Annotated in this window: 12 protein-coding genes and 1 tRNA gene; 9 read left to right on the forward strand and 4 right to left on the reverse strand. The window is 35.1% G+C overall.

Annotated features, from left to right (window positions below; genetic code table 11):
- Positions 1–26: 26 nt before the first annotated feature.
- Positions 27–665 (reverse strand): GyrI-like domain-containing protein, encoded by a 639-nt coding sequence (locus tag AC4PHI_RS01340; RefSeq protein WP_492200537.1) that lies wholly within the window; start codon positions 663–665, stop codon positions 27–29.
- Between the two features lie 540 nt (positions 666–1,205).
- On the opposite strand from AC4PHI_RS01340, the gene AC4PHI_RS01345 reads away from it, so the two are divergent.
- From AC4PHI_RS01345 to AC4PHI_RS01370, 6 genes are all read left to right on the forward strand, one after another.
- Complete coding sequence (locus tag AC4PHI_RS01345; RefSeq protein ID WP_492200538.1) at positions 1,206–1,904, forward strand: response regulator transcription factor; 699 nt, start codon at positions 1,206–1,208, stop codon at positions 1,902–1,904.
- Positions 1,879–4,056, forward strand: a complete 2,178-nt coding sequence (locus tag AC4PHI_RS01350) for a histidine kinase dimerization/phospho-acceptor domain-containing protein (protein WP_492200539.1) — start codon at positions 1,879–1,881, stop codon at positions 4,054–4,056. Before AC4PHI_RS01345 ends, AC4PHI_RS01350 begins: the two co-directional genes overlap by 26 nt.
- Before the next feature lie 92 nt (positions 4,057–4,148).
- Positions 4,149–4,221: transfer RNA gene (locus AC4PHI_RS01355), tRNA-Lys, on the forward strand.
- A gap of 487 nt (positions 4,222–4,708) precedes the next feature.
- Positions 4,709–6,349: a MucBP domain-containing protein gene (locus tag AC4PHI_RS01360; protein ID WP_492200540.1), complete on the forward strand. Its 1,641-nt coding sequence runs from the start codon at positions 4,709–4,711 to the stop codon at positions 6,347–6,349.
- Positions 6,350–7,571: 1,222 nt separating this feature from the next.
- Positions 7,572–8,468 carry an ABC transporter permease family protein gene (locus tag AC4PHI_RS01365; RefSeq protein WP_492200541.1) on the forward strand — a complete coding sequence of 299 codons (897 nt, stop codon included), beginning with the start codon at positions 7,572–7,574 and terminating at the stop codon, positions 8,466–8,468.
- Entirely contained in the window at positions 8,455–9,129 is a 675-nt protein-coding gene (locus AC4PHI_RS01370) for an ABC transporter ATP-binding protein (RefSeq protein ID WP_492200542.1), read from the forward strand. Before AC4PHI_RS01365 ends, AC4PHI_RS01370 begins: the two co-directional genes overlap by 14 nt.
- Positions 9,130–9,430: 301 nt before the next feature.
- On the opposite strand, the gene AC4PHI_RS01375 is transcribed toward AC4PHI_RS01370, so the two are convergent.
- Positions 9,431–9,862, reverse strand: a complete 432-nt coding sequence (locus AC4PHI_RS01375; RefSeq protein WP_492200543.1) for a hypothetical protein — start codon at positions 9,860–9,862, stop codon at positions 9,431–9,433.
- Positions 9,863–10,087: 225 nt separating this feature from the next.
- The gene (locus tag AC4PHI_RS01380; protein WP_492200544.1) at positions 10,088–10,267 is read right to left on the reverse strand and encodes a hypothetical protein; all 180 of its coding nucleotides are present in this window, start codon (positions 10,265–10,267) and stop codon (positions 10,088–10,090) included.
- 176 nt (positions 10,268–10,443) lie between these two features.
- Between AC4PHI_RS01380 and AC4PHI_RS01385 the strand changes: the two genes are divergently transcribed.
- Positions 10,444–10,686: a hypothetical protein gene (locus AC4PHI_RS01385; protein ID WP_492200545.1), complete on the forward strand. Its 243-nt coding sequence runs from the start codon at positions 10,444–10,446 to the stop codon at positions 10,684–10,686.
- 99 nt (positions 10,687–10,785) lie between these two features.
- Here AC4PHI_RS01385 and AC4PHI_RS01390 read toward each other — a convergent pair whose 3' ends face one another.
- The gene (locus tag AC4PHI_RS01390) at positions 10,786–11,007 is read right to left on the reverse strand and encodes a CsbD family protein (protein ID WP_492200546.1); all 222 of its coding nucleotides are present in this window, start codon (positions 11,005–11,007) and stop codon (positions 10,786–10,788) included.
- Positions 11,008–11,098: 91 nt separating this feature from the next.
- On the opposite strand from AC4PHI_RS01390, the gene AC4PHI_RS01395 reads away from it, so the two are divergent.
- Positions 11,099–11,512, forward strand: coding sequence for a hypothetical protein (locus AC4PHI_RS01395; RefSeq protein ID WP_492200547.1), 414 nt, complete (start codon positions 11,099–11,101; stop codon positions 11,510–11,512).
- A 127-nt stretch (positions 11,513–11,639) separates the two neighbouring features.
- Positions 11,640–12,530 (forward strand): diacylglycerol/lipid kinase family protein, encoded by an 891-nt coding sequence (locus tag AC4PHI_RS01400; protein WP_492200548.1) that lies wholly within the window; start codon positions 11,640–11,642, stop codon positions 12,528–12,530.
- Positions 12,531–12,809 lie beyond the last annotated feature (279 nt).

A 12,809-nucleotide genomic window follows, 5' to 3' on the forward strand; every position in this document is an offset into this window, starting at 1 on the left:
ACTGATAATTAAAACACTCACTAATTTTAGTGAGTGTTTTTTTCTGTCTGTGCTACAGGAAAGCGGAGCACGGTTTTTAATTTTTCAGTAGCGGTCTTTCTTGGGTCGGATAAATAAATTTCTTTATGTTGATGACCGATACGCCGATAACCCTGGTTTTTACAAAAGTCAGTCATCCGGGTGAAACTCTCTGCCTCATGGTCAAAGCTGCCTTCGTGAAGCAGTTGTACAGCCAACCCTTCTTCTAAAGTTAAAAAGAATAGTTTTTTTCTGAATTCTGCCGGTACTTTCTTTAGTGTTAAGGGATGTATCAGTGAAAGCATCTCTTCAGCAAAGAAATCCGGCTGGCGGATCATTAAAGTGTAAACGAGCTGGTTTTTGTCTAAAGGTTTGTCTTTTGTGACCGGTGTTTTAGCATCCCAAATGCCTTCTAAGGGGAAGACAGTGTAGTCATAAAAACCCGGCAAATCAATTCCTTTGCGCCACGACATTTTGATAGCATAAGAATAAGCATACAAGGCCGCAACTTTGTGTGAAAACTCTTCTTCGTTTGGGTCCCCCTCTCCAGTGATGGCCAAATAATTCATTTTTGGCACCATGATTACTTCCGGAGACTTTTTCGGCAAATACAAAGCCTTGTCCCGCTTGCGCCATTCGTATTTCATTTCATCCCTCCAGCATTGTCATAATATCCCAATCATATCACCTGACGCAGGGTCAGAGTCTATAAAGTTAAGAATAAATTAAGAGTTATCCTAGTATTTTTTTCAGAATCATTTTTTATAATGGTTTTATGGAACGGGAAAAAATTGTGGGAGGCCAGTTAAAATGAGTGTGAATCTAAAATCTGTTCTTTTTATTTTTAGCGGAGAAAATGCTGCTGTCTTTTTTGAGTCCGGCACTGTATAGTTCAGTATGAGCAAACTTTTGATTGTTTTTTTGATATGGTGGATTTGATTTTAATTGTTTTTGGCACTGCGGCGGATTCAGCCGTTCCAGATTTTTCTAACTGAAAAGAGAGCCAAAACATATCAAATCCGCTCAGCAGTGAGATTATAGCAATTAGAGTCAAGCAGGACTTTAAAAATAGCTTCAACGTATCCACCCAGCTTAACAAGTTTAAAAAAGAAACTAGTTTGCGGATACCTACGGCGCAATTAGATTGGAAAATAAGAGCAGAAACAGTGACGGTTAGGAGAGAGAAAATGGAAAAAGTAATTTTGGTAGTAGATGATGATAAGGAAATACGCGAAGGGGTCCGTATTTATCTGGAACAAGAAAATTATCAAGTTTTGGAAGCGGAGAACGGAGTGGAGGCTTTGGAGATTTTATCCCACAAAGAAGTTCATTTAGTGATTTTGGATATTATGATGCCGAAGCTGGACGGGACACTCACTGCTTATAATATCAGGAAAGAAAACAATGTCCCCATACTTATGTTGAGTGCAAAAAATGAGGAAGTGGATAAAATCACAGGTTTACAAATCGGTGCAGATGATTATCTGACGAAACCGTTTAGTCCTATGGAATTATTGGCGAGAGTGAAGTCTCTTTTACGCCGCTATATGAGTTTAGGTAACTACCAGCAGGAAGAAAAGCCTGCACATATTCTCGAAGTTAGCGGACTGACATTGGATAGATTGAAGAAAAAGGTTTTCGTGGAGGGACGTGAAGTGAAGTTGACTCCTACAGAATTCAAAATCACGGAGTTGCTGATGCAGTCTCCCGGCAGAGTCTTTTCCATTGACGATATCTACGAGTCAGTCTGGAAAGAACCCAGTTTTAACTCTGACAATACTGTGTCTGTTCATATCCGGAAAATCCGCGAAAAAATCGAGGTATTTCCCAAAGAACCAAAATATCTGAAGGTGGTGTGGGGTGTTGGCTATAAAATTGAAAAATAATTATCTGTTATGGCTGTCGGCTTTTCTCATATCGGCAAGTTTGATTGTTTTTGGGCTATTGTTTTTCCGGTTAAACAGTTTAGCACAAGAAAAAGGAGCACAGTGGGACTTGTATTTACCTGTCTCATATATTTCTATGGCAGATAAATTGGCAGAAGATGAGGAATCACTCCTTTTGCCGGAAAATGTTTCCGAGGACTATGTTCAGCTTTACCGTGATTATTATGGGTCTTTAGACACACAGCTGGGAGATATTTCCCGTCAATATACTTCCAAAATAAAAAAAGCCGAAGATGAGCAGGAAGTAAAAAAAATGAAGAAAGAACGGGATGCCAAATTTCAGGCGATTATTGATAATTTTAGTGATGATAAAATCGTCCGAGAAAAAATTATTGACATTAATAAGCAGTGGCTGAAAAAACATGGTGATGAGACCGAAAAAACTTTGGCAGAAAGTGTCAAAGAAATCAATCGCGATTATTATTACTATATTACAAAAAATGATGGACGTGTCCTGATGAACACTCCCTCCCTAAAACGAGAGAAAAATCAGCAAAAGGTCGAAGATTTCTTTGAGAAGAAAAGCGGGTACCCGGTCTATCAGCAAAAGATGTACACTTCTTTTCCGTGGTATGAACTAGGTATCAATCAAGAGGAGTTGACCGATTATCAGTTTTTGGATTTCGGTGAAGAAGTAAGTGTCACTATGGGAATGAAAAAAAATAGTCCTGCCATGATACAGATGAAAGAAGTAGAAAAAAGGGAGCAGGCGATTAAAATATGCATGTTTTTATGTGTGATTTTCTTGCTGATCGGCTTTTTTGCTGCTTATCATTATTTGAAATATACACAAAAAGAACGACTGAAATATCTGGCTATTCTAAAAAAAGTCCCTCTAGATGTAGGCATCATTCTTTCATTGGGGGCAGGTCTCCTAATGGCATATACTCTTAGCAGGATAGGATTTAATAGAACTTTGTTATCACTGGGAGAAATATTCCTACTGTGGGCAGTGCTGATGCTGTGGGTGACTATCTTAATTGCGGCAATCAAAGAATTGTCAGCAGTCTTTCGCAAGGAAAAATGGTTGGGAGTAAAACGGCTGTTCAGAGAAACATTGATTGCGAAAACGTGGAGAATTATTTGTGTGTATTATCAGCGGTTGCCTTTTCTTGTAGTGCTGATTTTAATCTTACCGGGTATTTTTGCAACACTCTATATTTTTGAAAACTATTTTTACCGTGACTTTTCTTCCCTGCCTTTCAGATTTTTATTAATGTGCCTATCTATTGTAAGTGTGAAACTGCTCTATCGGCATCAAAAATTTTATAAACAGACAATTTATTTGACGGAACAATCCCAGAAATTATTGACAACTCATGGGGCAGAAGTCTCTCCATTAGGAAATCTAAGGGGATTGGAGGAAAATGTTGAGAGATTAGGTTTGATTATTGAACAACAAGAAAAATCCAATCAGCAAAACGAAGGATTGAAGCATGAATTGTTGACCAATGTCAGCCATGATTTGCGAACGCCATTGACTTCGCTGATTACTTATAGTGAACTTTTGCAAAAAGCAGAAAACACTCCGGAAGAGCAGGAAAAATACCGGAAAATCATCAGTGATAAATCTCTGCGAATGAAGCGGCTAATCGATGATTTATTTGAGGTCACCAAAATGAGCAATGGGGAAGTCTTATTAAATAAATCAACAATCAATTTAAAACAATTGTTGGAGCAGGCTATTGCAGAATATGAAGAGATTTTTAAAAAGAAAGACCTTAAATTGATGTATTATAAACCTCATGAGAGTATTAAAGCGATGGCTGATGGAGATAAAATTTGGCGGGTGATGGATAACTTGTTTGGTAATGCGGCAAAGTACACAATGCCCGGCACAAGGATTCATCTGAAACTCCAACAGAAAGATGATGAGATTTTGCTTGAGATGAAAAATATTGCCAATTATGAATTGAATCAGGAAGCTAGCGGTCTGGTAGAACGTTTTAGACGGGCGGACAATTCAAGAAATACTGAAGGGTTCGGTTTGGGACTGGCTATTGCCAATTCTATTATTGAACTGCATCAAGGGACGCTTCAAATCATCGTAGACGGAGACATGTTCAAAATTTTGATTTCTTTGCCGGCTTAGTCAAAAAAACTCCCAAATTTTTTGGGAGTTTTTTTAAATTTGGGTTTGACTATTTGCTTTGATAGGTATAGAATTTAAGGGTACTTGTTTTTGGGCTGTTAGCTCAGTTGGTAGAGCAACGGACTCTTAATCCGTGGGTCGTGGGTTCGATCCCCCCACAGCCCATTGGGTGCCAAACCCACGAGAATGGTGTCATGTCGGCGTCTTAGGACGTTTCGAAGACGTGATACGCATTCTCTTTTTTTATGGTTTTTAATTTATGGGCAACTTTATGGGCAACCCTAGTTCAAAATATATAGATTGTTCGTGATTTAGTATTGATGGACTAACATCATTTAAACTATGAAATTAATTGATAGGGATGATTTTTCTGTCGATTTTTTATGCATGTTGAAAAATATAGATAAGTAGCTGTTTGTCAAATACTCCTAAAGCATGGGAGCGGAGCATCAAGCGTGAAGGCTCACTTGACGAGCGATCAAGCTAGGGAATTAGCTGAGTGTGTAATTAAATTTTATTACGCTAACGGGGAAGAACTAGCTAACAAATAGTAGGAGAAAATTTGAAAATACAATAGTATAAAGGTATAATGATGAAGTAAAAAAATTAAAATAAATCATACAAATATTACTGGAGAGGAAATTAGATAATTATGTTAAAAATGGCCAAAAAATTTTGGGGTATACTTTTTTTATGTTTTTTTATAAACGCAAACGAGGTCGAGGCTTCTGAAGTTGTGCAGAGTCCTATGAGTGTTTTACCTGGGGAGTCTTATCATCTGACTATACCTCCGTTCGTTTATCCTAGAGAAGAAAAAATAGATCCGGAACAGGAACTTGTTAAATTCAATTCAATACATTTTGGCATAAATGGTGGAGATGGATGGCATGGGACACTAATTGAAGGAATACGGCTACCGCCTATGTCATTAATATTTGAAGAGTTGTCAACTGCTGATGATGTAGCTTATATCAGAGTTGAGATTGGGCCAAATGGGTCGGGAGTGGCACCGTTTACGAAAGAGGTAACTTACGAAGAATTTTTGAAACAAGGTATGACAATTACTTTAGAGGATCTTAGCAACACTCAATCTAATTATTCCTATGTTTATCTAGATATAATACCTTTAGATAGTCAAAAAATTAGGTTTTCAGAAAATGTTTTTTCCGAGATAAAGTTACTGGACAATCTCGAATTTGATGTAGTTGCAGCTAAAGACTACACTCTAAATACTGCAATAAGTATTTTTACATTTCTACGTGGGACAGACCTTTATGGTTATCCTGGATTGGTAAATCAAACGAAGCATTATACTAGTTATCATGAGGATGCAAAAGATATTAACTTGACAATTTCTCCGCTTAAGGACCAATATCAAACAGGGGATGAACTTAACTTAACAGTAGAACCAAACCATCTATATGAGGGATATCCAGTTAATTTAGGGTTGCAACGTTTTATCTTTAACGACACAGACTACATACATACTGAATATGAGTACGAGCCATGGGATATTGATAATTATATGAATCATTTAGAAAGACTTAGGCAACATGAAATCTTTGAAAATATGACTGATAATGAGTTTATAGATGAAGTAAACAAATCTTATGTTTGGAATGAAAGAAATAACTCGCTGCCAGTTTTTATGATTGGGAAAAGTATAGGGGACGATGCAATCTCGTTTGGATTGAAAAAAAGTGTATCTATTAAAATACCCGAGGATTATACGGAACGTGAAATTAGTCTCGTATCAAGTTTACTTGTGCCTAACACAAATAAAGGGTATACAAATGAAGGGCGCCATTATGTAGAAGATAGAGATTATTCAGAGCATTACCATGAAAAAGTTTTAAGCCTAAGATTAAAACGATCAAAAGTAACTACATTGTATCTAGATGAGCAAGGACAACAATTAACTGATTCAATTGTGCAGGAAGGAAATGTAGGGACAGGCTATCATACTGAAAAGAAGCATTTCGAAAATTATACATTGATAGAGGAACCAAAGAATTCATCCGGTGTTTTCCTAGATGATAATCAAGAAGTGATATATAACTATCGGGAAAAAACAGAGGAAAGCAGTACAGAAACGATTGACTCGTCAGAAAGCCCTGACAAAAAGAATGATAAGGTAAATCAATTTATAAGTGACAAAAAGGAAAAAGAAAAAATATTACCGCGTACTGGATCAAGAAAAAGTACTTCGGCAATTATTTTAGGAATTCTTCTTCTTACGATAAGTTTGATTGTCCTATTGAGAAAAAATTATAAAAAAACGAATGTTTCTTAAAACAACCTTTCATTAAGCAGAGTAGTAAAAATTCAACATGATTGTTTCTATCTGACTAAAAATATAATGAAGAGGCTGACCCCCTATATCTCTCAATTTGTGTAAACTTACCATCTCGATGCCCTTTTTTTGACTCCGAGAATGACCTCGGAGACGATATAATAAAATGTATTTGATTGAAATTGTTTTATTGGTTTTGCAATGAAAAGATACTGATTTTATCACGTTAAAACTGATTAAAAGTCGTTATATATACCCCCACAGCCCATTGGGTGCCAAACCCACGAGAATGGTGTCATGTCGGCGTCTTAGGACGTTTCGAAGACGTGATACGCATTCTCTTTTTTTTGTTTTTATTTTTTGTGGCTGGGTTGTGTGCTGAGAAATTAATCTATTAAGGCCTATTTCTTAGAATAGTTGGAAGCAAGCAGAGCTTGAATGTTAAAAGTAACGTCGCTTCATTGTACTTTTGGTTGCGATGCTTTAATTCCTTGATAGACCATGTTTTGTAATTTTCCTTAAAGATACAGTTTTTAACAGAGTAAACATTCTTGTTCTCTACTCTTCATGTTATAATGCGAATATAATATAATTTTAATCGAATTTGGCATGGAGTAAATAAGTGGAAACCACTAAGGTAGGTTTAATATTGTTATGAGCAGCTAAATCCTTCACCAGCACGTCAGAGTGATAAAAGTATTTGGGATTCCATGAATCCCAATGCGTCTGGAAAGCAGTTGTTAGTATGTTTAAAGAAAGAGAGATAATAAATTTTAGTCATTCAATGTTTTAAGCATTGAATGGTTTTTTAAAATTATTTATAAAAATTATGAAAAGAAGAGCTAAAGTATCATTGGTCATATTAAATTTGTATACCGTATTACTATTAGGAATATTTATAAATTTAAAAAGCAATAATACCCTACTTTTTTTATTATTTCTTTGATATTAATTAATACATCTGTTTTTATTGTGACTATTTTGTCTAATAAAAGAGAAATAAGAATACACTTTATTGTTGGGAAACCGCACAAAAGGGAAATCCTTGAAAATACGATTTTGGATGGTCTTTCTCTAATCACAGGTATTATGGTCTTTAAAATACTTTTTTTACTTTTTTACAAAAACCTGAATCTCAAGAGTATTTTAATACTGCTCTTGGTAAGTTTTTTTTACTAATCATAAAACAAATCTGCTTATATTTAATATTGGAGAAGATTATATGAAAAAAATAAATTTGATTATGTTTAGAAAAAAGTTCTTTTTGTTTGTTTTACTCTGTATCAGTATTTTTCTAATGAATTTGTTTCTTTGGAATGAAACAAGTCAATTAGTAAGAAGTATTCCTTTATTGACAGCGTTAAAAGATAGAGCGTCAGATGATTTCTACGAATTTCGATATAGACCGAATGTAAACGGGAGCGGAATGGTAAAGGAATACACAGAAGATGAAAAAAATAATATATATGAATTTCTATTAGAAACCTTTTACGAATCTGACGGGACTTCTAATTTGTTTATAGGGAAAAATGATTATATTCTCAACTCTAATGAGAAGTGGGAGTTACAGGATATGACCCCTGTTACTACAGATATCCTTGAAGAACAAATCGGAGCAAAGCATTTAAGTCCTACTTTTTTTAACGATATTTTAGTTAGTAACATTGATACTATGTCAATAAAAGAAATAGAACGGTCAGCCGAAGACTTAAACTTTCACATTCGTCTATACTCATTTGAACAAAGTTTTCAAGAAACCTATGACTATTATTTTGGTAATTTTATGTTTGGTTTAGTTTTCTCGTTGGTTTTTCTATCATTCAGCCTTTTAATTGTCTATTTAGTTATTTCCTCTAGTTTTAAACTTCTTAAAGATGAAATAAAAATGTTACGAGTGATAGGCTTGTCAAATAAAAAACTTGTTTTCAATTTTAGTTTGTTATTTATGCTTCCAGTCATAATGGCGACTATTTTATTTACAGTAATTGTCTACTCAGCACGTTTTAATTTAATTTTGGCAGATATTATGTATTTGTTCTTAATAAACATGAGTGTGATTCTTTTTATCATTTTAATTGTTTGGAAAAAAATGAGAGGTATTTTAAATGTTGGAACTTAAAAAAATAACGAAGTATTACAATAGAAAAGCTGTTTTTGTTGATGCTGACTTTACAGCTGATTCAGGTGAAGTTGTTTTACTTACAGGCGATTCCGGCATTGGTAAAACAACGCTTCTTGATATAATATCGGGGATTAGAACTTTTGATTCCGGAGAATATTACTACAACAAAAAAATAATATTTCCAGAAAATGATAAAGAAATGAGTGCCTTTCGAAATGAAAACATAGGCTATATTTTGCAGGACTTTACTTTGCTTGAAGATTATTCAGTGATGGAAAATATTATTTTACCTTCTATGTATCATTTCAAGATAAGCGAAACTGAAGCGAAACAGCGGGCAGAAGCATTAGCTGTTCGCTTTAATATATTTGACTTATTGAATAAAAAAGTAAAACAAATTTCAGGAGGACAAAAACAAAGGGTAGCGATTATTAGGAGTTTTATATTAAACCCTAAAATTATTTTAGCGGATGAACCAACAACAAATTTAGATTCAGCAAATTTTGAACTTGTAGTAGAAAGTTTTAAAGAATTGATGCAAAACGATAAAATTATTATTATTTCAACACATGATGAACGGTTATTCACTATTGCTGATAAAATTTATAACATAGAAAATTACAAACTTGTGGAAGTTGAAAAAACAGCGTTAGTATGAGATGGAGCGGTATCTAGAGAAGCAAAAAATGGAGGCTACTAAAGATTTTATTTGAAATATTCAAAGCATGATTATTGTTCCGAGGTGAGCAGTTAAAAGTCCTTGGAATGACAAATAAAAACGGAACAGATTTCTCCACTCCGATGAAATTTAATTTTTAAAAATTTAGAACCAAAAGGGAGCCATTGTTGCATCCAGCATGACGCCTTCATAAATTAAAGCTATAAAAGAATAAGCTTATTTTATGAACGAGCAAATTAACTTTCCAACAAAGAGAACAAGGAAATGCTGATAACTATAACTAATCAGAACTAACACGTTTATATTTATATGGAGCGGATGTCCCTCTGGCGTTCGGATCGTTGGTGGATATATAGTGACGTAATATGTTCTGGTCGTCAAAATAAAAATTAAGTTGAGCCTCATTATCAGTCGTTAGAAGAAATAAAGACTTATCGGACAGTTCGGAAAACAACAATGTTTCTTTACTTTTGGGAAGTTCTTCAATGGAACTAGCTTTAGAATAGATCAATTCTTTTTTATTATCTATCTCAAGTGAAATGTACTCAATCGGGACATCAGGTTCATCAATTTCCCAAATACCAGTGAATAATGCGGTGATGTCTGTCATTTCTTTTCCTGTCATAGCAGAAGGGGATGAAACAGATTCTTTTGAACAACCCGTTAAAAACAACAAAATAATAAAGGGAAATAGTAGGATAATACGCTTCATAATGAACTCCTTTTAGAATTATTATAACGATTTATGAGAAATAAATAAAGTATTCATTAGAACCACTATTTTAAATTTTCAGAGAGATAGTTGAAATAGAGAAAATGCCGAGTATGTAACGTAATAGTAACGGGAGGGAAAAAGGAATTCTTAGAACAAATAAGGGAAAATCAGATGCGAAAGACATAATCACTCTTTCATTTAAAAAGAGTGATTATCCATAAACTATTTTTTGTTTTTTTCTTTTCTGTCAACTGCAAAGAATTTTACTTCTTTAGTTTCAGGGTCAACTGAAGCGCGTAGTTCCAGATCCCCAAACGCTTTAAAAATGCTATCTTCAACAGGATATAGTCTAACAAGTTTACCTTCACGAGTTCGAACATTATACAATTGTTCTTTTTTCATAAGTTCATCACCTCCAGCCATAATATTACAAGGTAATGAACCAGGCAACACAAAACGAACCTATAAGTTCGAAACTATAAAATAAAATGGTATTTTATAGGCTAATTCAAATGTTTTTTTAATAATATAGAAAAAAGTGAGTGTTTACGGTAATCAGCAGAAAGGGAGAAATACAAATGAAAATAAATCCAATCAAAGGTTATTTGGTAGTTTGTGATGATGACAGCTATGCATTTTGCAAAAGAAACAGTCGATATGGCATCATTCAAAAATTGGTAAAATTCGAAGATGACGTTGACGCATATCAGATGTGCCGTGATTTTTATGGATATAGCGAGACTGGCAAATTAGCGATTTTAAAAGTTCTAGCTGACAGGTATCCAATTATTAAGACTGAAGCAGCTGTTGATTACTACTAATAATTGGTAGAAAAATCAAGGTTATAAATTCGAAACTGCTGATAATACAGAGTAATCAAAAATATTAAAAAGACTCCCGTACGCTGGGAGTCTTTAAATTTATTTGTCTTTGTCTAGTTTGTGTTTCACATCGTCTAATTTATCCTTGGCTTTGTCCACAAGTTCTTCGGTACTTTCTTTGATATCAGAGGTCACTTTTTTTGCCTTCCCAACAGCCTGATCAACCAAACCTTCAGCTTTTGTTGACTTGTCGCCTGTGATTTCTCCAGCGACTTCTTTTGCCTTGCCTTTCACTCTGTCTTTAAAACCTTTGTCAGTCATAAAGAAACCCTCCTAATATTTTGTACACAATAATTGTATCAAAAATATAAAAAGTTGAAAAATCTTTTGATTTGCTGAATGAGCAAGCGGTATGGGCGACTGGTATGCTGAAACACCGGACGGTTTAGTGCTCGTTCAACAACAACACCCTGAAGGCAGACCGGGATATGATTATTATTCGATTCACGAAATTGGCGGTGTGATTTTTTACTATTCCGTTTTTGGAACGGTTGGAAGAACGGATGAAGTGAACCGGCAAAACGGGACAACAGCAGCCGGCTATTCTTTTGTGGCAGATAGAAATAGACCTATCGTTAAGTATATGCTGTGTGACAATGGGGTTGTTTATGAGATGGAGAGTACCGGTGCGTACTCTGATGGTTTCAAAGTGATGGACGATGACGGAAGACCAATGGCTTGGCCAGAGGGAGGAAATAGTTTTGAAATCTCACAAGATATAGATGCACAGCAGGAATGGCGCCGTATTTTGTCAAATTATCAATGAAAATATGTCGAGCTGATATTTAATTTTTTGTCATCAGGGTCATTTGAATACTGCTAGAGGAAATATCTATAAAATATTTATTTTTTCGTGCAATTATTTGATACAATAAGATACCACAGAAAAAGGGGTGAGTCTGATTAAAAAATTTATAATTTACTTCAACAGCAGTGCTGGAAACAACGAGAATGACGAAATAGCCGAACGAGTTCAAAAGAAGATGTCAAAGCATGGCCATGTGACAGAAACATTGACCAGACCGACAGTCGAAGAAGCACTAGATGCTTTGAAACTGCAGATTCCTCGCTACGACGGTATTATAGCTATCGGTGGGGACGGCACGCTAAATGTTGTTGCCACAGCTTTTATTCAAGCTGGACAGAGCATCCCTCTAGGTATCGTTCCAGGGGGGACCATCAATAATTTTGCCAGGCGCTGGAAGATTCCTTTGGATGTGGACAAAGCGATAAAAATAATCTTAGAGGGTCAAACGAAAAAGGTCGGTATCGGCGCATGCAATAACGAAAAGGCTGTTGTCAGTTCCTTTACGATCGGGGTATTGGCGGATATTTCCAATGATGTGCGACAACAAGAGAAGAAAAAATTTGGTCTCATTGTTTATCCGTTGACAGCATTCAGGAAAATCGGCGTTAATAAATCTCATTCTGTGGTTTTGGAATCAGAACGGGGCAAAGAAAAGATGAAAGTCTGGGTTGCACTGATTACTACCACAGATTCGGTGGGAGGCATCAAGTATTTGCCCGAGGACACCAATGCTTTTCACGTCAGTATTCTTCATGATATGGGATTTAAAAAAATGGCCTCTTTCTTACGCTACGCCTTCACTGGAAGTTTAAAAAAGGTTAAAAGTGTGACCTATTTTGATTCAGAACATTTAAAAATTTCACCAACCAATGACAATGAAAAAATTTATTCCCGAATAGACGGAGATGCCAGCCTAGCATTGCCATTGGATTTAGAATGGAAGAAAGACTTTCTTACTCTCTTTGTTCCTAAATAAAAAACGATTGATGCTCCAGTGGATTTGAATGGATCGGGGAATTATGAGCCACATAGGTAAAAATAGATAATATTCTAAGGAATTGCAGGATGTTAAAAAATCGCAACAAGAGTAAGATGGGGGATTTTAACGTCCATTCAGAATGTCATTCTAATCACTTGTTTCCACGTGTTTCTGATATACTTTTAACAAAGCAGATTGCTGTAAGATGCCATGGGAATTTTTTATTTAAGCATACAATTGACTTAGCTTAACAGTTTTCAACACCATTAATTTATA

This window comes from Vagococcus sp. QWL-13 (assembly GCF_058683555.1).

Excerpts from the sequence above, each read along its gene's own strand:
- AC4PHI_RS01370 (WP_492200542.1), top strand. The coding sequence starts at position 8,455 with ATGTTGGAACTTAAAAAAATAACGAAGTATTACAATAGAAAAGCTGTT.
- AC4PHI_RS01395 (WP_492200547.1), top strand. The coding sequence starts at position 11,099 with ATGGGCGACTGGTATGCTGAAACACCGGACGGTTTAGTGCTCGTTCAA.
- AC4PHI_RS01340 (WP_492200537.1), bottom strand. The coding sequence starts at position 665 with ATGAAATACGAATGGCGCAAGCGGGACAAGGCTTTGTATTTGCCGAAA.
- AC4PHI_RS01380 (WP_492200544.1), bottom strand. The coding sequence starts at position 10,267 with ATGAAAAAAGAACAATTGTATAATGTTCGAACTCGTGAAGGTAAACTT.
- AC4PHI_RS01375 (WP_492200543.1), bottom strand. The coding sequence starts at position 9,862 with ATGAAGCGTATTATCCTACTATTTCCCTTTATTATTTTGTTGTTTTTA.
- AC4PHI_RS01345 (WP_492200538.1), top strand. The coding sequence starts at position 1,206 with ATGGAAAAAGTAATTTTGGTAGTAGATGATGATAAGGAAATACGCGAA.
- AC4PHI_RS01360 (WP_492200540.1), top strand. The coding sequence starts at position 4,709 with ATGTTAAAAATGGCCAAAAAATTTTGGGGTATACTTTTTTTATGTTTT.
- AC4PHI_RS01385 (WP_492200545.1), top strand. The coding sequence starts at position 10,444 with ATGAAAATAAATCCAATCAAAGGTTATTTGGTAGTTTGTGATGATGAC.
- AC4PHI_RS01390 (WP_492200546.1), bottom strand. The coding sequence starts at position 11,007 with ATGACTGACAAAGGTTTTAAAGACAGAGTGAAAGGCAAGGCAAAAGAA.
- AC4PHI_RS01365 (WP_492200541.1), top strand. The coding sequence starts at position 7,572 with ATGAAAAAAATAAATTTGATTATGTTTAGAAAAAAGTTCTTTTTGTTT.